23 protein-coding genes are annotated in these 22,159 nt (G+C 72.0%); 14 read left to right on the top strand and 9 right to left on the bottom strand.

Going from position 1 to position 22,159, the window contains the following annotated elements; translation table 11 throughout:
- Window positions 1-126: 126 nt before the first annotated feature.
- Window positions 127-1,593 carry a sensor histidine kinase gene (locus ACFWRT_RS29830; RefSeq protein ID WP_380951096.1) on the top strand — a complete coding sequence of 489 codons (1,467 nt, stop codon included), beginning with the start codon at window positions 127-129 and terminating at the stop codon, window positions 1,591-1,593.
- A gap of 173 nt (window positions 1,594-1,766) precedes the next feature.
- On the opposite strand, the gene ACFWRT_RS29825 is transcribed toward ACFWRT_RS29830, so the two are convergent.
- Window positions 1,767-2,024, bottom strand: a complete 258-nt coding sequence (locus tag ACFWRT_RS29825; protein WP_003953983.1) for a WhiB family transcriptional regulator — start codon at window positions 2,022-2,024, stop codon at window positions 1,767-1,769.
- A gap of 319 nt (window positions 2,025-2,343) precedes the next feature.
- Window positions 2,344-3,312, bottom strand: a complete 969-nt coding sequence (locus ACFWRT_RS29820; RefSeq protein ID WP_380951097.1) for a diacylglycerol/lipid kinase family protein — start codon at window positions 3,310-3,312, stop codon at window positions 2,344-2,346.
- A 183-nt stretch (window positions 3,313-3,495) separates the two neighbouring features.
- Here ACFWRT_RS29820 and ACFWRT_RS29815 point away from each other — a divergent pair, with 183 nt between their 5' ends.
- Window positions 3,496-3,945 (top strand): hypothetical protein, encoded by a 450-nt coding sequence (locus ACFWRT_RS29815; protein WP_151513693.1) that lies wholly within the window; start codon window positions 3,496-3,498, stop codon window positions 3,943-3,945.
- Window positions 3,946-4,044: 99 nt separating this feature from the next.
- Here ACFWRT_RS29815 and ACFWRT_RS29810 read toward each other — a convergent pair whose 3' ends face one another.
- The 3 genes from ACFWRT_RS29810 to ACFWRT_RS29800 form a co-directional block, all read right to left on the bottom strand.
- Window positions 4,045-4,968 carry an RNA polymerase sigma factor SigF gene (locus ACFWRT_RS29810; protein WP_026241107.1) on the bottom strand — a complete coding sequence of 308 codons (924 nt, stop codon included), beginning with the start codon at window positions 4,966-4,968 and terminating at the stop codon, window positions 4,045-4,047.
- A gap of 23 nt (window positions 4,969-4,991) precedes the next feature.
- Window positions 4,992-5,405, bottom strand: a complete 414-nt coding sequence (locus ACFWRT_RS29805; protein ID WP_024492166.1) for an ATP-binding protein — start codon at window positions 5,403-5,405, stop codon at window positions 4,992-4,994.
- A 231-nt stretch (window positions 5,406-5,636) separates the two neighbouring features.
- Window positions 5,637-5,897, bottom strand: coding sequence for a UBP-type zinc finger domain-containing protein (locus tag ACFWRT_RS29800; protein ID WP_380951098.1), 261 nt, complete (start codon window positions 5,895-5,897; stop codon window positions 5,637-5,639).
- A 35-nt stretch (window positions 5,898-5,932) separates the two neighbouring features.
- On the opposite strand from ACFWRT_RS29800, the gene ACFWRT_RS29795 reads away from it, so the two are divergent.
- Entirely contained in the window at window positions 5,933-7,534 is a 1,602-nt protein-coding gene (locus ACFWRT_RS29795; protein ID WP_380951099.1) for a Na+/H+ antiporter, read from the top strand.
- On the opposite strand, the gene ACFWRT_RS29790 is transcribed toward ACFWRT_RS29795, so the two are convergent.
- The 3 genes from ACFWRT_RS29790 to ACFWRT_RS29780 form a co-directional block, all read right to left on the bottom strand.
- Window positions 7,510-8,430: a 1-aminocyclopropane-1-carboxylate deaminase/D-cysteine desulfhydrase gene (locus tag ACFWRT_RS29790; protein WP_380951100.1), complete on the bottom strand. Its 921-nt coding sequence runs from the start codon at window positions 8,428-8,430 to the stop codon at window positions 7,510-7,512. The two genes, ACFWRT_RS29795 and ACFWRT_RS29790, sit on opposite strands and share 25 nt — an antisense overlap.
- A 35-nt stretch (window positions 8,431-8,465) precedes the next feature.
- On the bottom strand, window positions 8,466-9,662 hold the full coding sequence (locus ACFWRT_RS29785; protein ID WP_380951101.1) for a globin domain-containing protein: 1,197 nt from the start codon (window positions 9,660-9,662) through the stop codon (window positions 8,466-8,468).
- Between the two features lie 105 nt (window positions 9,663-9,767).
- Window positions 9,768-10,214, bottom strand: coding sequence for an RrF2 family transcriptional regulator (locus tag ACFWRT_RS29780; protein WP_380951102.1), 447 nt, complete (start codon window positions 10,212-10,214; stop codon window positions 9,768-9,770).
- 175 nt (window positions 10,215-10,389) lie between these two features.
- Between ACFWRT_RS29780 and ACFWRT_RS29775 the strand changes: the two genes are divergently transcribed.
- The 6 genes from ACFWRT_RS29775 (at window position 10,390) to ACFWRT_RS29750 (ending at window position 16,015) form a co-directional block, all read left to right on the top strand.
- The gene (locus ACFWRT_RS29775) at window positions 10,390-11,796 is read left to right on the top strand and encodes a family 2B encapsulin nanocompartment shell protein (protein WP_380951103.1); all 1,407 of its coding nucleotides are present in this window, start codon (window positions 10,390-10,392) and stop codon (window positions 11,794-11,796) included.
- A gap of 92 nt (window positions 11,797-11,888) precedes the next feature.
- Window positions 11,889-12,932, top strand: coding sequence for a family 2 encapsulin nanocompartment cargo protein polyprenyl transferase (locus tag ACFWRT_RS29770; RefSeq protein WP_380951104.1), 1,044 nt, complete (start codon window positions 11,889-11,891; stop codon window positions 12,930-12,932).
- Window positions 12,933-13,111: 179 nt separating this feature from the next.
- On the top strand, window positions 13,112-13,708 hold the full coding sequence (locus ACFWRT_RS29765) for a GNAT family N-acetyltransferase (protein WP_380951105.1): 597 nt from the start codon (window positions 13,112-13,114) through the stop codon (window positions 13,706-13,708).
- Window positions 13,709-13,783: 75 nt separating this feature from the next.
- Window positions 13,784-14,527 carry a DUF6304 family protein gene (locus tag ACFWRT_RS29760; RefSeq protein WP_380951106.1) on the top strand — a complete coding sequence of 248 codons (744 nt, stop codon included), beginning with the start codon at window positions 13,784-13,786 and terminating at the stop codon, window positions 14,525-14,527.
- Window positions 14,528-14,684: 157 nt separating this feature from the next.
- Window positions 14,685-15,656: a DUF1648 domain-containing protein gene (locus ACFWRT_RS29755; protein WP_380951107.1), complete on the top strand. Its 972-nt coding sequence runs from the start codon at window positions 14,685-14,687 to the stop codon at window positions 15,654-15,656.
- Between the two features lie 2 nt (window positions 15,657-15,658).
- Complete coding sequence (locus tag ACFWRT_RS29750; RefSeq protein WP_380951108.1) at window positions 15,659-16,015, top strand: GntR family transcriptional regulator; 357 nt, start codon at window positions 15,659-15,661, stop codon at window positions 16,013-16,015.
- Between the two features lie 165 nt (window positions 16,016-16,180).
- On the opposite strand, the gene snpA is transcribed toward ACFWRT_RS29750, so the two are convergent.
- Window positions 16,181-16,837 (bottom strand): snapalysin, encoded by a 657-nt coding sequence (gene snpA, locus ACFWRT_RS29745; RefSeq protein WP_380951110.1) that lies wholly within the window; start codon window positions 16,835-16,837, stop codon window positions 16,181-16,183.
- Between the two features lie 286 nt (window positions 16,838-17,123).
- Between snpA and ACFWRT_RS29740 the strand changes: the two genes are divergently transcribed.
- The 5 genes from ACFWRT_RS29740 to ACFWRT_RS29720 all read left to right on the top strand — a co-directional run bounded on the left by ACFWRT_RS29740 (window position 17,124) and on the right by ACFWRT_RS29720 (window position 22,125).
- The gene (locus ACFWRT_RS29740; RefSeq protein WP_380951111.1) at window positions 17,124-18,071 is read left to right on the top strand and encodes a LysR family transcriptional regulator; all 948 of its coding nucleotides are present in this window, start codon (window positions 17,124-17,126) and stop codon (window positions 18,069-18,071) included.
- Window positions 18,072-18,147: 76 nt separating this feature from the next.
- Window positions 18,148-19,146, top strand: coding sequence for an NAD-dependent epimerase/dehydratase family protein (locus tag ACFWRT_RS29735; RefSeq protein ID WP_380951112.1), 999 nt, complete (start codon window positions 18,148-18,150; stop codon window positions 19,144-19,146).
- Window positions 19,147-19,299: 153 nt separating this feature from the next.
- Window positions 19,300-20,808 (top strand): choice-of-anchor A family protein, encoded by a 1,509-nt coding sequence (locus ACFWRT_RS29730; protein ID WP_380951113.1) that lies wholly within the window; start codon window positions 19,300-19,302, stop codon window positions 20,806-20,808.
- Between the two features lie 22 nt (window positions 20,809-20,830).
- Window positions 20,831-21,238, top strand: coding sequence for a DUF952 domain-containing protein (locus tag ACFWRT_RS29725; RefSeq protein ID WP_380951114.1), 408 nt, complete (start codon window positions 20,831-20,833; stop codon window positions 21,236-21,238).
- Window positions 21,235-22,125: an NAD(P)H-binding protein gene (locus ACFWRT_RS29720; RefSeq protein WP_380951115.1), complete on the top strand. Its 891-nt coding sequence runs from the start codon at window positions 21,235-21,237 to the stop codon at window positions 22,123-22,125. The genes ACFWRT_RS29725 and ACFWRT_RS29720 overlap by 4 nt, the downstream gene beginning before the upstream one ends.
- Window positions 22,126-22,159: the final 34 nt, after the last annotated feature.

Genomic DNA, 22,159 nt, shown 5'->3' with positions numbered 1-22,159 from the left:
ACATTCTCCGGCCGCGTACGGCACGCTGTCCATCGCCTTCCGCCGCCCCACCCTGTCGCACGGCCCGCCGGGCCGATCGGTTCGAACACGTCCGTTAACCCCGGGTACGCTCCACAGGTGCCCTCCATGAACGATCTCGTCCGCCAGCACACCGCTCTGAGCGACACCGACCTCGAGTGGCTCCATCTGCTGGTCTCGGAGTGGCAACTGCTCTCCGACCTGTCCTTCGCCGACCTCGTGCTCTGGGTCCCCACCCGCGACGGCACGCGGTACGTCTCGGTCGCCCAGATGCGGCCCAACACCGGCCCCACCTCCTACCAGGACGACATGGTCGGCCACCTGGTGCCGCGCGGCCGCCGCCCGCTGCTGGACGCCGCCCTGGACGAGGGCCGGATCGTGCGCGAGGGCGACCCGGAGTGGCGCGAGGAGGTTCCCGTACGGGTCGAGTCCATCCCCGTACGCCGTGAGGGCCGGGTCCTCGGCGTCATCGCCCGCAACACCAACCTGCTCACCGTGCGCACCCCCTCCCGGCTGGAGCTCACCTACCTCCAGTCCGCCTCCGACCTGGCCCAGATGATCGCCGCCGGGTCCTTCCCCTTCCCCGGCCAGCAGGTCGACATGGACGCCTCCCCGCGCGTCGGCGACGGCCTGATCCGGCTGGACGCGGACGGGGTCGTGCAGTACGCCAGCCCCAACGGCCTCTCCGCCTACCACCGCCTCGGCCTCGCCTCCGACCTGGTCGGCCACCACCTCGGCACCACCACCGCCGAACTGGCGCCCTCCCGGGGCCCGGTGGACGAGGCCCTGGTCAAGGTGGCCAGCGGGTACGCCCCGCGCGAGTTCGAGGTGGAGGGCGAGGGCGGGGTGATCCAGCTACGGGCCATCCCGCTCAAGCCCAAGGGCGTCCGCATCGGCTCGCTGGTCCTGCTCCGCGACGTCACCGAACTCCGTCGCCGCGAACGCGAATTGATCACCAAGGACGCGACCATCCGGGAGATCCACCACCGGGTGAAGAACAACCTCCAGACGGTGGCCGCCCTGTTGCGCCTCCAGGCCCGCCGGATGGATTCCGAACAGGGGCGCGAGGCGCTCAACGAGGCGGTGCGGCGCGTCGGTTCGATCGCGATCGTCCACGAGACGCTCTCGCAGAACCTGGACGAGCGCGTCCAGTTCGACGAGATCGCCGACCGCGTCATCGCGATGGTCTCCGAGATCTCGCCCGGCAAGGTGACCTGCCGGCGTATCGGACGCTTCGGCATCCTGGACGCCGAGGTCGCCACCCCGCTCTCCATGGTGCTGACCGAAGTCCTGCAGAACGCCCTGGAACACGCATTCACGGTGGCCGATCACGGCACGGTGGAGGTCTCGGCCGTACGCGGCGGCTCGCCGACCGAGGGCCGGCTGCTCATCACGGTGACCGACGACGGGCGCGGTCTGCCCGAGGGGTTCGACCCGCAGCGAGCCGGCAATCTGGGGCTCCAGATCGTACGGACGCTGGTGGAGGGGGAGTTGGGCGGCACGTTCGGCATGGTCCCGGCGCCGGAGCGCGGCACCCAGGTGGTGCTGGACCTGCCGGTGCGCGGCGACAAATAGGAGCACGTACAAGTAAACAGAGCGGGCCCGGACCGTGGTGACGGTCCGGGCCCGCTCCGTGATGCTCACGTTGCGATGCGCTTCGGGGTACTGCGCGCTGCGACTCGAAGGCGGGGCTGTGCGTACGCTCTGTACGCGCCGCCGGGCTGAGGCGTGTTCGTGGGGGGCGTCGGTCAGGCGCTGGCGTTACGCGCCCGGTTGCGAGCGGCACGGCGCTTCATCGCGCGGCGCTCGTCCTCGCTGAGGCCACCCCAGACGCCGGAGTCCTGGCCGGACTCGAGCGCCCACTGCAGGCACTGCTCCATGACGGGGCAGCGACGGCAGACGGCCTTGGCTTCCTCGATCTGCAGCAGCGCAGGACCGGTGTTGCCGATGGGGAAGAACAGCTCGGGGTCTTCCTCACGACAAACGGCGTTGTGACGCCAGTCCATGGCTGCTACCTCTCCTTGGTATTACACGCTTGTTGCTTGTGAATGTGAACGCTTTCACGAATCCCCCCACAGATGACGGGCCGACTCCCAGAAGCACTGGGTGTGGTCTGTGATGGTGAGGAGGGGTTCTGGCTCTCATGGAGGCCGGTGTTGCGGGCCGTCCCGATCGCCATGTAGAGATTCGCAAACCTCGGCGGCGGATACAACCCCTTCTGGAAAGTTTTTTTTGATTCCTCGGTGTCGACTAGGTCACAGCCGCACTTCTAAGGGGTGGGGGCCAGGCCAAACGTTCGAGTTAAAGGACTTTAGGCGCTTCCACTCACACAATCACACGCAGTGCACGGCGTACGCCTGTGAACGTCACGCTCGTACGCAGTCCCAGGTGGTCGCCGTCCATCTGGAAGGGCAGTGGAACCTTTGAATGCAAGGTGAAGTCCGTAAGGTCATGCAGTGAAACGGCATGCTTCCCGCGCGGCCCTCTGTCAGGGCTCGAAGTGAGCAGTTGGGTGCCGTACAGGGCCACCGCCGAGGTCGACAGACGCTTCAGCCCGAGGACGTCCAGGGCGGTGTCGAAGGAGGCCTTCGGGGAGGCGTACACCGGACGATTCCCCAGGTAGGTCCAGGGGGCGGTGTTGCAGATTATGGAGAGCGCGAGGTCGGTGACGGGGTCCTGGCCGGGCACGTCGAGCGTGATCGTCCCGTGTCTGCGGTGGGCCTCGTTCAGAAACTGCCGCACCACCTGGCGGACGTACAGCGCGTGCGTCGACCGCTTGCCGTGCTCGCGTTTCTGTTCGACCCGGCCGACCACTCCGGCGTCGAAACCGAGACCGGCACAGAAAGTGAACCAGCGTTCGGGTACGGACTCGTCCTCGGTGCCCGGAGTGCCGGCGGCCAGGCCCAGACCGACCGTGCGTTCGGTCCGGTGCTCCAGGGCGTCCAGGATCGCGCCGGTCGCCTCCACCGCGTCGTTGGGCAGTCCCAGGGCGCGCGCGAAGACATTGGTGGAGCCGCCGGGAACCACGGCGAGCTTCGGCAGGCCCTCGGGATCCGGGCCCCGGTGCAGCAGCCCGTTCACGACCTCGTTCACCGTGCCGTCACCGCCGAGGGCGACCACCAGGTCGATGTCGTCGCTGTCGGCCGCCCGCCGCCCCAGGTCCCGCGCGTGACCCCGGTACTCCGTGGTCACCGCCTCCAGCTTCATCTCGCTGGCCAGGGCGTGGATGAGGACGTCACGGGTGCGTGCACTGGTGGTGGTGGCTGCCGGGTTGACCACGAGGAGTGCGCGCATGCCCGCCAGAGTACCTACCGGGTGGTTCGGTACCGAAGTCGCGGTTCGCTCAGCTCAGGACCGGTCACGTTCCGTGATCCTCCACCGTGCGCACTCCGCGTCTCCGTCCCTCGTACGTGACATGCGCCGCGCCCGCGCACCCCGGCTTCACTTCCGGGGCCCGGGGATGCCAACCTGAACGGCGTGAGCACTGAAGCGACCCCCTCCACCCCCTCGCCCGCTGCGACGGAGCGCCCGCGAAGGATCACCGCCCTCGCCGGGATCAACGCCCTCGAAGGCGCCGCGCTCGCCGTCAGCGGGCTCTACCTGCTGGTCATGGGGGTGCTCGGGCGCCCCGAGAGCCCGCAGCAGGCGGAGACGGTCGGCATCACGCTGATCGCGCTGGGTGCCATCCCGCTCATCGCCGCCCGCGGCCTGATGCTGCTGCGGAGCTGGAGCCGGGGGCCGGCGCTGATCACCCAGATCATGGCGCTGCCGGTGGCGTGGACGCTGCTGCGCTCCCAGGGCGCGCTGATCCCGGCCGGGATCGTCCTGGCGGCGGTCGCCGTGACCGGTCTGGTGCTCGTCCTGAACCCGGCGACCACCCAGATCCTGGGCCTGCGCAGGGGCGCCGGAGCGGATCCGGAAGCCTGAGCGGACCCGGAGGCCGGAGCGGACCTGGAGGCCGGAGCGGACCTGGAGGCCTGAGCCCCCCAGACCGGCGCGTGCCCTGCGGAGGGCCGGTCGGCCGTTCTACTCCTCGACGAGCAGGCGCTCTCGGAGCTGGGCCAGCGTGCGGGCCAGCAGCCGGGAGACGTGCATCTGCGAGATGCCGACCTCCTGGGCGATCTGCGACTGGGTCATGTTGCCGAAGAACCGCAGCAGCAGGATCCGCTTCTCGCGCGGCGGCAGGTCCTCCAGGAGCGGCTTGAGCGACTCCCGGTACTCCACGCCCTCCAGCGCCTCGTCCTCGGAGCCCAGCGTGTCCGCGACGGCGGGGGACTCGTCGTCCGTGTCCGGCACGTCCAGCGAGAGCGTGCTGTACGCGTTGGCGGACTCCAGGCCCTCCAGCACCTCCTCCTCGGAGATGCCGAGCCGCTCGGCCAGCTCGTGCACGGTCGGCGAGCGGCCGTGCTGCTGGGAGAGCTCGGCGGTGGCCGTGGTCAGTGAGAGCCGCAGCTCCTGGAGGCGGCGGGGCACCCGCACCGCCCAGCCCTTGTCCCGGAAGTGGCGCTTGATCTCGCCGACGACCGTGGGGGTCGCGTACGTCGAGAACTCCACGCCCCGGTCCGGGTCGAACCGGTCCACCGACTTGATCAGCCCGATCGTGGCGACCTGCGTCAGGTCGTCCAGCGGCTCCCCGCGGTTGCGGAAGCGCCGGGCCAGGTGCTCCACCAGCGGCAGATGCATCCGTACCAGCCGGTTGCGCAGCTCCGCCTTCTCCGCGGAGCCGTCGGGAAGCTCCCGCAACTCGATGAACAGGGCCCGGGCCCCGCTGCGGTCGTGTGGATCGTGGTGCCCGTGCTCGCTCATCTGGCCCGCCCGCTCCTGCGACTGCTCCACCGCGACGTTGAGCCCCTGGGGCCCGTCCGCTCCGTCCACCGGATGCGGCCGGGCCTGTTGCTCCGGGATGCCTGCTGGGCGCACCACCCCGGGTCGGATCGTCTCGTCCCGCACAGGATCGTCCCCGTTCCCGTCGCTCACGCCGGCCCGGGGCCCGCGCCGCGCTGTTTGTAGAGGCTGATGCTGACCGTACGGTCGTCGGCGACCGTCGACTCGACCTTGCCGGCCAGTGCGGAGAGCACCGTCCAGGCGAAGGTGTCACGCTCGGGTGCGCGGCCGTCCGTCGTGGGGGCCGACACCGTCACCTCGAGAGAGTCGTCGATGAGCCGGAACACGCAGCTGAGGACGGAGCCGGGCACGGCCTGCTGAAGCAGGATCGCGCAGGCCTCGTCGACCGCGATGCGAAGATCCTCGATCTCGTCGAGAGTGAAGTCCAAACGCGCTGCGAGACCGGCCGTGGCCGTTCGCAGCACCGACAGGTAGGCACCCGCAGCGGGCAGCCGGACCTCTACGAAGTCCTGATTCCCGGGCTCGCCTGCGATCTGGGACACCCTCACCTCCAAGGTGGCACAAACTCTTTCGAGGTTCCGGGAAGGGTGGCCCGGAGCCATGCGGTCGGTCGACGGTTCTCAGCTCGGCGACGCTATCGGATCCATGATGCAGTGTCGCCCGCACCCCATCCCCCGGCCATCACTCATAGTAAACCCATGAGTACACACAGTGGCTAGGGGTCTGCGGCGTCCAATTACGAAGAACCGGCGCCGGATTGACGTACCCAGACGTCAGACGATCGAACCGTCCTCGAAGCACCAGCGCCAGCTCTCGCCCGGCTCGAAGCTCCGCATCACCGGGTGACCGGTCTCCCGGAAGTGCCCGGTGGCGTGCCGCAGGGGTGAGGAATCGCAGCAGCCGACGTGCCCGCAGGTCAGGCAGAGCCGCAGCTGTACGGGATGGGTCCCGGCCGCCAGGCACTCGGGGCAGGTCTCCCCGAGCGGGACCGGCTCGGGGCGTGGCAGTTCCGCTACATGCGCACACTCGATCATGATGGGCAGGTTACGACGGATCCGAGGACGGTGAGATGGACGCGCTGCCGCTGGTGGCGCTGGTCGCGGCCAGTGCGGCGGTCGCCGGAGCGGCGCGCCGCACGCCCGTTCCCGCGCCGCTCGTCCTGGTGGCCGTGGGCCTGATCGCGGGCCTGGTGCCGGGCGTTCCGACGTACCACCTGGACGCGCACATCGTGCTCCCGCTGCTGCTTCCCCCGCTGCTCTACACGGCCGCCGTCGACAGCTCCTACCTCGATCTGCGGGCCAACATCCGGCCGGTCGCGCTGCTCTCCGTGGGCTACACCCTCTTCGCCACCCTCGCCGTGGGCTGGCTGGCGTACCTCGTGATCCCGGAGCTGCCGCTGACCGCCGCACTCGTCCTGGGGGCCGTGATCGCGCCGCCGGACGCCGTGACGGCCGCGGCGATCGCCCGCCGGGTCGGGCTGCCCGCCCGGGTGACGACCATCCTCCAGGGTGAGTCGCTGGTGAACGACGCCACCGCGATCACCGCCTTCCGGGTGGCGCTGGCCGCCGCGGTGGGGGAGGGGATGACGTGGGCCGCCGGGATCGCCGAGTTCCTGCTGGCCGCGGTCGGCGGGGTCGGGGTCGGTCTGCTGCTGATGGTGCCGCTGCACTGGTTGCGCACGCATCTGAAGGAGGCCCTTCTCCAGAACACGCTCTCCCTTCTGATCCCGTTCGTGGCGTACGCGGCGGCCGAGCGGGTGCACGCCTCCGGCGTCCTCGCGGTGGTCGTCGTCGCCCTCTATCTGGGACACCGTTCCTGGCAGGTCGACTTCGCCACCCGCCTCCAGGAGGCCGCCGTCTGGAAGATGGTCGCCTTCATCCTGGAGTCCACGGTCTTCGCTCTGATCGGGCTCCAGTTGCCCTTCGTCCTGAAGGGGCTCGAAGCGGGCGGCGCGACAGAGGCGCTCGGCTACGCGGCGATCATCTTCGTCGCGGTCGTCGTGGTCCGCTTCATCTGGGTCTACCCGGCCACCTACCTGCCCCGATGGCTGTCGAAGCGGGTACGGGAACGGGAGCCGGGCACCGACTGGACCGCGCCCCTGATCGTCGGCTGGGCCGGGATGCGCGGGGTCGTCTCGCTCGCCGTCGCCTTCTCCATCCCGCTGGCCACGCACGACGGTGAGCCGTTCCCGGCCCGCAACCTGGTGCTGTTCCTGACCTTCACCACCGTCATCGCCACGCTGGTGATCCAGGGGCTGACCCTGCCCGTCCTCGTCCGCGTACTGAAGCTGCCGGGGCGCGACCCGCAGACCGAGACGCTCATCGAGGCGCAGGCCCAGAGCGAGGCGTCGGTGGCCGCCGAGGCCCGCCTGGAGGAGCTGCTCGCCGACCCGCACAACAGCCTGCCGCCCCCGCTGGCCGACCGGCTGCGCAACGTGCTGGAGCGGCGCCGCAACTCCGTCTGGGAGCGGCTGGGGGCGGCCGACCCGGTCACGGGGGAGTCGGCGGACGACACCTACCGCCGGCTCTCCCGCCGGATGATCGAAGCCGAACGCGAGGTCTTCGTCCGGCTCCGGGACGAGCGGCGGATCGACGACGAGATGATGCGTACGCTGCTGCGCCGGCTGGACCTGGAGGAGGCGGCCGCCTACCGGGAGACGGACGAATCCTGAGGGCCCGGCGCATCGGGCGTGCCCGTGATCACCGCGCTCACCCGGCTGCCCGGCGCGAACGCGCCCTCCTCGGCCAGGGCCGTCAGCGCGAACAGCAGCTTGGCGACGTAGACCCGCTCCACCGGCAGCCCGTGCCGGTCCTCGAAGTCCGCGGCGAAGGCGTCCAGCTCCGGGGTCGTACGGGCGTAGCCGCCGAAGGTGAAGCGCTCGTCCAGGGACCAGTTCCCGGCCGGACCGCCGAACGCCTCCCGCTGGAGAGCGGTGACGGCCGCCCCGAGGAAGCCGCCGCGCAGCACCGGTACGCCGAGGGCACGCTGCCCGCCGTCCAGTCCGGCCGCCAGCCCGGCCAGGGTGCCGCCGGTCCCACAGGCCACGGCCGCCACATCGGTGTGCCCGCGCAACTCGTGTCCCAGCGCTGCGCAGCCCTGTGCGGCCAGGGCGTTGCTGCCGCCCTCCGGGATCACCTCCACGTCCCCGAAGAGGCTCAGCAGTCCCTCCAGGACCTCGGGTGAGGCCTTCGCGCGGTAGGTCGTACGGTCCACGAAGTGCAGCCGCATGCCGTCGGCGGCGCACCGGGCGAGCGAGGGGTTGAGCGGTCGGTGCGCCAGTTCGTCGCCGCGTACGACTCCGACGGTGGCAAAGCCCAGCAGCCGGCCGGCCGCGGCGGTGGCCCGGAGGTGGTTGGAGTAGGCGCCGCCGAACGTCAGCACGGTCCGCCCGGCGGCCGCCTCCAGGTTGAGGACGAGCTTGCGCCATTTGTTGCCCGGCAGGTCGGGGTGGATCAGGTCGTCCCGCTTGAGGAGCAGCGTGATCCCGTGCCGGGCGAAGCGGTCGTCCCGGACCTCCTGGAGCGGGGACGGCACCCGGGGGCGCAGGAGGGTCTCGGGGCGGTTCACGTGCCCTATTGTGGCCCGCCCCGGTCCGGCCTCTCTCAGGTGCTCGCCAGCCAGAGGTCCGGGCCGAACACCTCGTAGTGGATGTCGGCCGGGCGCACCCCCGCCTCCAGCAGCCGGGTGCGGACCGTGCGCATGAAGGGGAGCGGGCCGCACAGATAGGCGTGGGTGCCGGGCAGCACGGTGATGCCGTTCAGGTCGACGAGGCCGGTGCGGTGGGCGGGGTGGCCGGCCTCCGGGGACTCGTACCAGAAGTGCGGCTCGGCCTCCGGGAGCTTCTCCGTCAGCCGGACGTGGTGGGCGCGCAGGGCGTGGTCGGCGGGGGAGCGGTCGCCGTGCACCACGGTGACGGGGCGGTCGTGGCCGTGCTCGGCCAGGTACTCCAGCATCGACAGCACGGGCGTGCAGCCGATCCCCGCCGAGGCCAGCAGCAGGGGTGCGTCCAGGTGGTCCAGGACCAGGTCCCCGTAGGGGACGGAGACGCGCAGCCGGTCGCCCGCGCGGGTGTGCTCGTGGAGGTGGCGGGAGACCTCGCCGTCGGGGGCCGCCTCCCCGCGCACCCGCTTCACGGTGAGGGAGCGCAGCCGGGAGCCGGGGGAGGAGGAGAGGCTGTACTGGCGTATCTGCCGGGCCCCGTCCGCCAGTTCGACCTGGACGGAGACGTACTGGCCGGGCCGGAAGGCGGGCGCCTCACCGCCGTCCGCCGGGCGGAGGTGGAACGAGGCCACGTCCTCGGTCTCCTCGATCCGGGCGGCGACCTCCCACTCCCGCCACACGTCGCCCGCGACCACGCCCTGCTGGGCGTAGAGCCGCGCCTCCATGGCGATGAGGGCGTTCGCCATCAGCCAGTAGACCTCGTCCCAGGCCGCGGCGACCTCAGGGGTGACCGCGTCTCCCAGGACGTCGGCGATCGCGGCGAAGAGGTGGGTGTGCACCACCTCGTACTGCTCGGGGGCCACCCCCAGCGAGGCGTGCTTGTGGGCGATCCGGTTCAGCATCACGTCGGGCCGGGTGCCGGGGTGCTCGACCAGCGCGGTGGCGAACGCGGCGATGGATCCGGCGAGGGCTTTGCGCTGGTCGCCGGAGGCCTGGTTGCCCCGGTTGAACAGGTCGCGCAGCAGCTCGGGGTGGGCGGCGAAAAGCTTCTTGTAGAAGAGGCCGGCGATGTCGTCGATGGCAGCGCCGACGGCGGGGAGGGTGGCACGGACGGTGGCGGTGGACCGGTCGGAGAGCATGAAGGAGAAGCTCCTCTGTTAATTGGTATTCTGGATGCCTATTTTTGGGCGGAAGGGAACCCACCCGTGGCTCGGGCGGGTGTGCCGGGAAGGCCGGAGCCCGCATCAGTCCTGCGGCGGGCCGCTGCCGATGCCCAGCAGCAGGGGGCCGGTGGGGGAGGCGACGAGATCGGTGACGGTGATCGGATCGAGCGAGGCGTAGAAGGCCTCCTGGGCCTTACGCAGGGCCCCGCGCAGCCGGCAGTCGGAGCGCAGGGGGCAGGGGGTGTCGCCCTCGCACTCCACGACGTCGTCCGTCCCCTCCAGCTCCCGCACGAGAGCGCCGATCGAGGCGGAGTGCCCGGCCGTGGTGAGGGTGAGGCCACCGCCCCGGCCGCGGCGGGCGTCGAGCAGGCCCAGGTGCTGGAGGCGGGCGACGACCTTGGCCGTGTGCGTGTACGGCACCCGCATGGTGTCCGCCACATGGCGAGTGGTGGGCGGGTCCGCGCCCTCCGCGACCGCCAGCCGCATGAGCACGCGGAGCGCCACATCGGTGAATCTGGTCAGCCGCATGACTCCACCGTAGATAAATGGCATATGAGATGCAACTTTTACGCTCCGCAGGGCGACGAGGAGCAATGTGCCCCGACCGAAGGCCGATTAGTCACACTCTTTTGTGTAATGGCGGGCGGCGTCCTCCGCTGAAAGGCTTCTCCAGCAGGTCAGCCCATGATGGAAAGGACGTCAGATGTCCGTTGGTGAAGAGGTTCGCGACACGCAGGCGCCGCCGCAGCAGAGTCTGGGGACGGCGGCTGCGCGGAACCTCGCGACGACCACCAAATCCGCGCCGCAGATGCAGGAGATCACCTCACGGTGGCTGCTGAGGATGCTGCCGTGGGTGCAGGTACAGGGCGGTACGTACCGGGTGAACCGTCGGCTCAGCTATTCGGTCGGTGACGGCCGGGTGACCTTCGTCCAGACCGGGGACCGGGTGACCGTGATCCCCGCCGAGCTGGGGGAGCTGCCCGCTCTGCGTAATTTCGGGGACGAGGAGGTCCTCGCCGAGCTCGCCCGCAGGTGCGAGCAGCGGGACGTGGCCGCGGGGGAGGTGCTCGCCGCCTCGGGGGACGCGGCGGACCGGGTCTTCCTGCTGGCGCACGGCAAGGTCGAGAAGATCGGCTCCGGTCTCTACGGGGACGAGACGGAGCTCGAAGTCCTCGCCGACGGCGCGTACTTCGGTGACCAGAGCCTGGTCGACGGCGACGCCGTCTGGGAGTACACCGCCCGGGCCGTCACCGCGTGCACGCTGCTGACGCTCAGCCGCGCGGACGTGTTCAACCTCGCGGAGCGCGCGGAGCCGCTCCGCGCCCATCTCGCCGGTCTGCTCTCCATCCCGCATCAGCGGACCAACAAGTACGGCGAGGCGGCCATCGACCTCTCCGCCGGCCATGTCGGCGAGGCCGTCGTCCCGCACACCTTCGTCGACTACGACGCCGCGCCCCGCGAGTACGAGCTGAGCGTCGCGCAGACCGTGCTCAAGGTGCACAGCCGGGTCGCCGACCTCTACAACCAGCCGATGAACCAGACCGAGCAGCAGTTGCGGCTCACGGTCGAGGCGCTGCGGGAGCGCCAGGAGCACGAGCTGATCAACAACCGGGAGTTCGGCCTCCTCAACAACTGCGACTACGGCCAGCGGATCCAGCCGCACGACGGGGTGCCCAGCCCCGACGACATGGACGAGCTGCTCTCGCGGCGGCGCGGATCGAAGCTCTTCCTCGCCCACCCGCGCGCCATCGCCGCCTTCGGCCGCGAGTGCAACCGGCGCGGACTCGTCCCCGAGAGCGTGGACATCGGCGGTCACCACGTGCCGGCCTGGCGCGGGGTGCCGATCTTCCCGTCCAACAAGATCCCGGTCACCGACGCCCGCACCACCTCCATCATCTGCATGAGGACCGGTGAGGCCGAGCAGGGCGTCATCGGCCTCCAGCAGACCGGCATCCCGGACGAGATCGAGCCGAGCCTCTCGGTCCGCTTCATGGGCATCGACGAGCAGGCGATCATCTCCTACCTGGTGACTGCCTACTACTCCGCCGCCATCCTGGTACCGGACGCCCTCGGCGTGCTGGAGAACGTGGAGGTGAGCCGCTGGCGCTGACCCCGTGTCACCCCCGGCGGCCCGGTCGGCCGACACCGGCCGGGCCGCCGGGGCCCCGCCCCATCGCACCGCCCCAGGGAGTGACCGTGACCATGACCAGTACGGACGCAGCGACGGAAGGGCACGAGGCCGCGGCGCTGCTGGAGCGCACCCGCCGACTCGTCGACCCCCATCTGCGATCGGCCGTGGAATCGCTGCCCGGTGGCATACGCCGGATCGCCATGTACCACTTCGGCTGGGAGAACGCCGACGGAACGCCCGCCGCCGGACAGGCGGGCAAGGCCATCCGCCCCGCGCTCGTGCTGGCCGCCGCCCAGGCGCTGGGCGGCGATCCGGAACGCGCCGTGCGCGCCGCCGTCGCCGTCGAGCTGGCGCACAACTTCACCCTCCTCCACGACGACGTCATCGACGAGGACACCACCCGCAGACACCGGCCCACCGCCTGGGCGGTCTTCGGCGTCCCGGACGCGATCATCACCGGCGACGCCATGCTGGCCCTCGCCCAGCGCCTGCTGGCCGAGGACACCCACCCGGCTGCCCAGCAGGCGTCCGCCCGCCTCTCCACCTGCGTCATCGAGCTCTGCGCGGGGCAGCAGGCCGACTGCGCCTTCGAGGAGCGCGGCCCGGACGAGGTCACGCTGGACGAATGCCTGACCATGGCGACCGCCAAGACCGGCGCCCTGCTCGGCTGCGCCTGCGCGCTCGGCGCCCTCTACGCCGGGGCGGAGGACCGGGCGGTCCGCGCCATGGACGGCTTCGGAAGGGAGGCCGGGCTGTCCTTCCAGCTCATCGACGACCTGATCGGCATCTGGGGCGACCCGGCCCGCACCGGCAAGCCCGTCGGCGCCGACCTAGCCGCCCGCAAGAAGTCGCTGCCCGTGGTGGCGGCCCTGACCTCCGGCACCCCGGCCGCCGCCGAGCTCGCCGCGCTCTACCGGGGACCCATGACCACCTCCACGGAGGTGGACCGCGCCGCCGACGCGGTGGACCGGGCCGGCGGCCGCGACTGGGCGCAGGTCTGCGCGGCCGACCGGATGGCCCGGGCGGTGCACCACCTCTCCCGGGCGGTCCCCGACCCCGACGGAGCCGGTGACCTGCTGGCCTTGGCCGAATTCGTCACCCGCCGCGCCAGCTGACCGGCCTGATTCGGCCGGTCATCCGCCGCACCGGCTGACCGGCCGGATCCCGGCAGTCATCCGCCCCACCAGCTGACCGGCCGGATCCGGTCGGTCCAGGACCCATCAACTCTAGTATTCCGGAGGTCGGTTGAGAGAAAGTGCGTCGGGAGCAGCGGGCGAAGGGGTGGAAGCCGGTCATGGGTATACGGATTCAGCAGGCGGGCCAGGACGACAGGGGGCTGGTCGTCTCGGTCCTGGAGGAGGCCTTCCACCACGACCCGGTCAGCAGTTGGGTCTTCCCCGACGAGGTGCATCGGCTGGCGGTGCACGGCAGGTTCCTCGGCGTCTTCGCCGACATCACCCTCGCCGAAGGCCGTATCGACATCGCGGACGACGGCGCCGCGGTGGCCCTGTGGCTGCCGGTGCCCGCCGGTGCGCCCGAGGAGGAGGACCCCACGCCGGCCCTGATGCGGCAGACCGCCGACCCCGACAACGAGCGGTGCGAACTGGTCGGGAGGCTGACCGGGAAGGTGCACCCGCACGACCGCGCCCACGCCTACCTGCTCATGATCGGAGTCACCCCGCAGCGCCAAGGCGAGGGCGTCGGGGCCGAGCTCATCCGAGCCGAGCTGGACCGCTGCGACCGCGACGGCGTACCCGCCTATCTGGAGGCGAGCAGCGCCCGCAGCCGTACGCTCTACGAGCGGCTCGGCTTCCGTTTCCTGGGCCGGGCCGTCGAGCTGCCGGACGGCCCGTCGATGTGGCCCATGTGGCGTGAACCGCATACGGGTTGACGCCTCGTCCGGCCTCTCCGCGTAGCGGGAGGGCGGCACCGGAGCCGGGCCGGGCAGGGGCTACAGTCCCTGCTCATGACAGATGAGTCGTGGGCCGGCTGGTACCGGGACCGGGGCGGTTCCGATGCCGTCGTTCTCACCACGGACGGACAGCAGCTCCGGATCCGGATCAGAGGCGTCGACTTCGAGGGCGAGAGCTTCGACGACCTGGCGCCGGTGTCGGGCACACCTCTGGAGAACGGGATGTTCGCCCTGGCGGACGGCGCCCTCGCCGACTGCGTACTGGAGTGGGACCTCCCGCTGCCCGTCCTCGTCGACGGCGCTCTGCGCCAGGCCACCCTCGCCTGCCTGCTCTCCCTGCGCCGGGTCGACCCGGACCTCTACCTCACCCTCCATCTGGACGGCGCGGCCTACGAATCCGCCCGGGCCGAGAGCGACTTCGCCGGCGCGCTGACGGCGATCCAGCGCATCCTCCCGGACGGCGTCCAGCTCCAGACCTGTATCGCCTGCGCCTTCTCCGACTACTTCCCGGCCCCCGGCCGAGGCCTCTCCGGCGGCCTCTCCGGCGGTCTCGCCTGCTTCCGCGGTGCCAAGGAGGCCTACCGGGACGCGGAGGGCGAGGCCGCGGTGCTGGGCCTGTGGGACCGGCGGACCGGCTTCGTCCAGGAGATCTGGAGCTGCGAGGAGTTCGAGGTGCGCCCGTCCCGGGGCGCCGGAACCGGCCACCGGGGAGCCTTCCCCCTGGAGCCGCCGGTACCTCTGGAGCCCCTGGAATCCCTCGAACCTCTAGAACCTTTGGGGCCCCTCGAACCCGCCTGACGGTCACGCCGTTCCTGACGGACGCCTCCTCTGCCCCGTACCGCAACTCCGGTACGGGGCAGAGCTGTTCCCGGAAGTCGGTGGCCGCTACCGCATTGCCCTTCCGCATTGCCCTTCCTCTAATTGTTCTACTAACATGCAAACAACGGAGGTTTTCATGACACGCAAGAACCTTGGCCGCGCCACGCTCGCGGCCCTGCCCTTTGCCCTCTCCTTCCTCGTCGGCCTGATCCTCTTCCTCGTCCTCAAGGACCGTCTCCCCACCCGGCTGGCCGGCCACTTCGACGTCTCCGGCGACGTGAACGGCTATGTCGACCGCACCACCTACGTCCTGGTCGCCGCCCCGGTGCTGCCCGTGCTCGGCGCCCTGTGGGTGCTCATGGCGGCCGGCGGAAAGTTCTACGGGCGGGCCCACCGCCTGCTCATCGGCGGCGGCTGGGCCGTGGCCGCCTTCCTCCAGTACGTGCTGGGCGCCGCCCTGATCGTCAACCTGGACGCCACCGACGGAGCCGCGGCCGGCCGCTTCCCGCTGTGGCACCTCGCCGCGGCCACCGGCACCGCCGTCCTCGCCGGCGGGATCGGGCTGTTGCTGGCCCGGCTGGTCCCCGCGCCGGAGGACCCCCGCGCCGGGAGGAGCCCCGCCGAGCGCGAGCGGATCGCGCTCGCCGACGGCGAGGTGGCCGGCTGGGCGCGCACCACCGGCTCCTGGTGGCTGCCGCTGAGCGCCCTGGTGCTCGTGGGCCTCGGGGCGGGGGTCGGCTACGGGATCACCTGGTTCATCGGCGCACCGCTGTTGCTCCTCGGCCTGGCGGCGCTCACCTTCAGCCGCGCCCACGTCACCGTGGATCGGCGCGGCCTCACCGTCTCCGGCCTGCTGCCCTGGCCCCGGGTCCAGGTCCCGCTGGAGCGCATCGAGGCGGCGGACAGCCGGCGGGTCGACGCGGTCGCGGAGTTCGGCGGCTGGGGCTACCGCATCCGCCCGGGCCGCACCGGCTTCATCGTCCGCTCGGGCGAGGCCATCGTGGCCCGGCAGCGGAGCGGCCGTGAGTTCGCGGTCACCGTCGAGGACTCCGGTACCGGCGCCGCCCTGCTCAACACCCTCGTCGACCGGAACCGGGCAGGGCGCTGACCATGCTCTTCCGGGTCGATCCCACCTCCACCGTGCCGCTCGGCGACCAGATCGCGGCCTCGGTGCGCCGCGCGGTCGCCGACGGCGCGGTGACCCCGGGCGAGCGGCTCCCCGCCGCCCGGGTGCTCGCCGACTCCCTCGGGGTGAACGTCCACACGGTGCTGCGCGGCTACCAGCGGCTGCGCGAGGAGGGGCTGATCGAGCTGCGCCGCGGCCGCGGAGCGGTGGTCACCGAAGGCGCCTCACCGCGCCGGGCCCAACTCCAGGAGCGGATCCGCGAAGTGGTCGCGGACGCACGGGAGCTGGGCCTGACGGAGGAGGAACTGCTGACGCTGGTCCGCGCCGAGCTGGGCACCTGAGGCCGCCGCCACCGGCGTACGACAGCAGCTCACCGATCACAGCGAGCCCACCACGGAGAGGCCCCCGACAGAGAGGGCCCCGACACAGAGGGCCCCCGACACAGAGGGCCCACGGCTGAGGGCCGTTCCGCGTCCGGAACGGCCCTCTTTGCGTTGTGCTGCGGGTCAGGAGGCGGTGCCCGCCAGAGCGGCGGCGAAGCCGTTCTGCCAGAGGTAGTTCACGCGCGCCCGCTCGTTGGCGTCGGGCTGGGCGTTGGTGCAGGACGGGCCGGGGCCGCCGCCGGACATCAGCTGGCTGCACGGACCCGAGTAGGTGTCCGGCAGGCCGAGCACGTGCCCGGTCTCGTGCGTGGTGACCCGGGTCGAGTTGTACTGCTGGTTCTGCCGGTAGTCCAGGAAGATGAAGCCCCGGCCGTGCCCGTTGGTCGAGGCGTACGAACCGCGCGGGTCGTTGCCCTCGCGGTAGGTGAAGTCGGCGTTGGAGCCTTCCTGGAGCCGGACGTTGGAGACCGAGCTGTTCCAGATCCGCGTGCTGTTGGCTATCTGGGTGCGGAAGCTCGGAGCGGAGGCGGCGCTGTACGTCACCGTGACGGCAAGGGCGCGCGGGTTGGCGGCGCGCTTCTCGGCGACGGACTTCATGACCGCGTCGAAGAAGGCCCGGTTGGCGGCGGCGTTCTCGCCCGACCCGTTGTACGCGGCGATGGTGGCGGGGGTGGAGACGGCAGGGGCAGGAGCGGCGGAGACCGCGGGGGCCGTGCCGAGCGTGGCGACGAGGCCGAGACCGGCGATGGCGGAGGCGATGGCGGTCCTGAGGTGTCTCATGGGGGATTTCTCCTACGGTCCGGTGAACCCGCGCCGTGGGGGTTGTCCGCTGAACGGACGGGGCGCGGGGCGGTACGGGGAGAGTGTGGGGGAGCGGACGGCCGCCGGGGATGATGCCAACCGGGGATAGCGCGGACCTATCCCCCGTGCCCGCCCACCGCCCGGCCGGGCCGCGCCACCCTGTCATCGCTTCCTGAAGCTCCGCCCAACACCCGCTGAATTAACTCCCTTTGATGGGGTTGAGGCCGCTGGTGTCAGGGGCATGACCGGTCGTAGTCTCCGCTCCATGGAGCTTGAGGTGAGGCACCTCAGGGCGCTGTGCGCCATCGCCGACGCGGGCAGTCTGCACCAGGCCGCCCGTCGTCTCGGCGTGAGCCAGCCCTCTCTGACCACCCAGCTGCGGCGGATCGAGAACTCGCTCGGCGCCGAGCTGTTCCGCCGCGACCGCACCGGCTGCCGCCCGACCCCCCTCGGCCGGGCCGTCCTGAGCCGGGCCCGGCCGCTCGTCGAGGGGATGAGCGCCCTGGTCACCCACGCCCTCGCGGAGGCCGACGCGTCCCGGGGGCCCCGGCTGCGCGTCGGTTCCACCGCGAGCCGGGTCGTGGGGAGCTGGCTCCGCCGGCTGCGGGGTGCTCTGCCCGGTACGGAGATCTCCCTGCGGGTCGACGTCTCGGCCCACGCCCTCCTGCGCTCGGTCGAGGCGGGCCGGCTGGACGTCGCCTTCGTGCACGAGGTGGAGGGCTCCCCGCTGACCCTCCCCGACGGCCTGGTCCACCGCGTACTCCTGGACCGCGAACCGCAGTTCATCTCCCTCTCCCGGGACCACCCCGCCGCCCGCCGCCGGGTCGTGGAGCTCGGGGACCTGGCCGGCGACCGGTGGATGGTCGATCCGACGGTGGACGGTGAGTGGGACGGGGTGCGCCGGGTGCTGGGCGCGGCCGGGATCGACCCGCCCGTCCTGCACGGGGACTACCTCACCGCCGCCTCCCTCGTCGTGCTCGGTGAGGCCGTCGCGCCCTGCCAGCCCACCTCGGGGCCGCGCCACGACATGGCGATCCGCCCGCTGCGCGGCGACCCCCTCGCGGTGCGGCTGCTCCTGGTCTCCCGGCCGGAGACGGACATCTCGGTGGTGTACGGGGAGCTGGAGGCGGCCTATGTGGAGGCGGCCCGGCGCTCCAGCGGCTACTACGCCTGGCTGCTGCGCCACCGCAGCCCCCTCGCGCGTACGCCCTGAGCCCGCCGGGAGTTCCCCGCTCTGCTGACGGCGTGCGGATGTTCCCGGGGGCGGCCGCAGCGGGCAGGCTCGGTCCATGAAGCTGCTGATGCTGGGCGGTACGGAGTTCGTCGGACGGGCCGTCACCGAGGCCGCGCTGGAGCGGGACTGGGAGGTCACCGTCTTCCACCGGGGCCACCACGCGCCGCCGCCGGCCGTGCGCGCGCTGACGGGCGACCGTACGGGAGGGGAGCGGGGCCTCGCCGCGCTCGCGGACCACGCGGGCGACTGGGACCTCGTGGTCGACACCTGGAGCGGGGCGCCCACCGCCGTACGGGACGCCGCCCGGCTGCTGGCGGACCGCGCGGGCCACTTCACGTACGTCTCCAGCCGTTCCGTGTACGCCTACCCGGCACCGGCCGGTCTGGACGAGGGCGGGCCGCTGGTGGGCGGCGCCTCTCCCGACGAGCAGGGGGACGTGCCGTACGACCGGGCCAAGCGCGGCGGCGAGCTGGCGGCCCTCGACGCGTTCGGGGACCGGGCCCTGCTGGCAAGGGCGGGGCTGATCCTCGGCCCCGGGGAGAACATCGGGCGGCTGCCCTGGTGGCTCACGCGGATCGCCCGCGGCGGCCCGGTGATCGCCCCCGGCCCGCGTACCGCTCAGCTCCAGTACGTCGACGCGCGCGACCTGGCGCGCTGGATCCTGGACGCCGCGGCGGCCGGGCTGCACGGCCCGTACAACACCGTCAGCCGCCCCGGCCACACCACCATGGGCGAACTGCTCGACGCCTGCGTCCGGGTCACCGGGTCCGGTGCCGAACTGCGCTGGACGGACCCGGGCACGCTGCTGGCCGCCGGGGTCGAGCCCTGGAGCGGGCTGCCGGTCTGGCTGCCGGAGGGTGAGCTGTACGACGCGCTGCACCAGGGCGGCCATGCCAGGGCCGAGGCCGCCGGACTGCGCTGCCGGCCGGTCGGCGAGACCGTCGCGGACACCTGGACCTGGCTGCGCGAGCGGGGCGGCACCGCGCCCCAGCGGCCGGACCGGCCGGCGGTCGGGCTCGATCCCCGGCTGGAGGAGAAGCTACTGGCTCTCTGAACCCTCCTCCGGGCCGACGCCCTCCTCCGGGCCGACGCCCTCCTCCGGGCCGACGCCCGTCTCCGGGCCGACGCCCGCCTATAGGTCGACGCATGGGGGCAAATGCGGCGTGTCATAACAAATGACTAGCATTTAAGATGCATATTGCGCGGCATGGAACAACAGGCGCGCAGGCGCGGCAACGCAATCCGGGCAGCAGTGACAGTGGCCACGGCCGCGGCGATGGTGGGCATGCTGGCCCCGGCCGCCGCCGCCGATCCGTTGCCGGGGGGACTGGGCCCCTGCCTCGGCAGCGCGTGCCCGGACACGTGGAACGAACCCAACAACGGGCCGGTCGTCGGCTTCGACGAGAACATCAACATCTACGTCGGCGGGGACTTCCTGGTCCGGGAGGCCGCCTCCGAGGCCGAGGGGAAGGTCGTCACCCTCGGCCGGTTCGACATGGACAAGCGGGACGGGGCCTCGCAGATCTACAACGTCGGGGTCGCGGGGGTCGGTTCGCGGGTCCCGCCGCCGGACGGATCCGACTACCTGACGGTGGGCGGGGACATCCTCATCGCCCCCGGCAAGCGCCTCCTCGCGGAGGAGGGTGAACACTCGGGCCGGGTCGCCTACGCGGGGAGCCTCACCGGCACGGTGAACCCGCTGACGGCCCCGCGCCCCGATCCGGCGGCCACCGCCCCGTTCACCGGACTGCGCCCGCAGCTCACCGAGGCCAGCCGGTGCTACGCGTACGAGGGTGACGAGCACCGCGCGACGACCGGCAGTTGGACGCGGGCCGGCGACACGTTCACCTTCACCGGGGACAACGCCTCGCCGATCCAGGTCTTCGACGTGGACGCGGACCTGGTCTCCTCGACGGGCGGCAACGCCGGGTTCACCTTCAACGGCATCCCCGCCGGTGCGACCGTCCTCGTCAACGTCTACGGGGACGCCCGCACGGTCGCCACGTTCATGGGCACCCTCCCCAACCCGGGGCTCCGCGAGCGCCTGCTGTGGAACTTCCCGGACGCGACGGACCTGACGCTGACCGGGCCGGCCCAGTTCCAGGGGAGCGTGCTGATCGGGCAGCCGGCCAGCGCGACCACGCTCTCCATGAGTGGAACCAACGGCCGTTTCTACACCGCCGGTTCGCTCACCCACACCTCGTCGGGCGCTTCGGGCGGCCAGGAGATCCACTCGTACCCGTTCGACGGCGACCTCCCGACCTGCGGCCCGGACCCGACCCCGACCCCGACGCCGACCCCCACCCCAACACCGACCCCCACCCCGACGCCGACGGATCCGACCCCGACGCCCACGCCTACGGATCCGACCCCGACGCCGACGGATCCGACGCCGACCCCGACAGACCCCACCCCGACGCCGACGGATCCGACGCCCACGCCGACAGACCCGACGCCGACCCCGACGGATCCCACCCCGACCCCCACGGACCCGACGCCGACGCCCACCGACCCCACTCCCACCCACCCCACGCCGGATCCCACCGACCCCACGCCGACGTGGAAGCCGACCCCCTCCCCGTCCCACCCGGGTGAACTGCCCGACACCGGATCGCGGGGCGGCGAGTGGATCATCGGCTCCATCGCGGCGGCGCTGGTGGCCGCCGGCGGTACGGTCCTCGTCGCCACCCGCAGGGCGCGTCGTCGTACCTACTAGCAGCGCCCGCTAGCGTGGTGCGATGACCGAAGCGCTGCTGCACCTCGCCGAAGCACCTCTCTGGGAGGCGGCCCGCGGGACCGGGACGTACGAGATGTCCACCCGCGGCCGCACTCTCCAGGAGGAGGGCTTCATCCACCTCTCCCTGCCCCACCAACTCCCGGGCGTGGCAAGGATGCTGTACGGGGACGGGGGCGGGGGCGGGGGCAAGGGCGGAAGCGAGGGCGGAAGCGGGGCCGGCGGCCATGACCTGGTGGTCCTGGTCGTCGACCCCGCCCGCCTCACCGCCCCCGTCCGGTACGAGGCGATGAAGCCCGGCGGCGAGGAGTTCCCGCACCTGTACGGACCGCTCCCGGTGGAGGCGGTCGTGGAGGTGCGGCGCTACGAGGACTGGCACCAGGCACGACGAGAGGAAGACGAACCCCAGTGAACGGCCCCCTCACCGCGGTGACCGGAGCGAGCGGAGCCGTCGGCGGCCGGGTCGCCGAGCGGCTCGCCCGTACCGGAGTCCCCGTACGCCTCCTCGGCCGCGACCCGGCCCGCCTGCCCGACCTGCCCGGCGCCGACCGCGCGCCCGCCGCCCCCTACGGCGACGGGGAGGCCATGCGCCGGGCCCTGGACGGGGCGCACACCCTGTTCCTGGTCTCCGCCCACGAGAGCCCCTATCGGGTGCGCGAGCACATCACCGCCGTGGACGCGGCCGTGGCGGTGGGCGTGGAGCGGATCGTGTACGTGTCCTTCCAGGGCGCCGCGCCCGACGCCACGTTCACCTTCGCCCGCGACCACTGGCACACCGAGGCCCACATCCGCACGGCCGACGTGCGCCACACGTTTCTGCGGGACAACTGGTACCTGGCGGGGCTGCCCGCGATGACCGGCGCCGACGGGGTGCTGCGCGGTCCGGGCGGGGACGGCCGGGTCGCGGCCGTCGCCCATGAGGACATCGCGGACGCGGCGGCCGCCGTACTGCTGGACGAGGGAACCGACCACGACGACCGGGGCTACGACCTCACCGGCCCCGAGGCGTTCACCCTCGCCGAGGCCGCCGAGGAGCTGAGCCGGGTCACCGGACACCCGGTCCGCTACGTCCCCGAGACCGTCGAGGAGGCCTACGCGTCCCGGGCCGGATACGGGGCCGAGGAGTGGGAGGTGGCCGGCTGGGTCACCTCGTACGAGGCGATCGCGGCCGGCGAACTGGCCGCCGTCTCCGACGCCGTGCCCACCCTCACCGGCCACCCGGCCAAGAGCTTCGCCGCGTTCCTCGCGGAGAATCCGGAGAGCTACCGCCACCTGCTGCCCGGCGGCCGAGGAGTCTGAGAGGTCTGAGGGGTCTGAGGGGGCAGTCCCCGGC

Source organism: Streptomyces cyaneofuscatus, from assembly GCF_042718795.1.
Classification (GTDB): Bacteria; Actinomycetota; Actinomycetes; order Streptomycetales; family Streptomycetaceae; genus Streptomyces; species Streptomyces cyaneofuscatus_A.
The sequence above is the reverse complement of the archived record's forward strand: the minus strand, read 5'-3'. Positions and strand labels throughout refer to the sequence as shown.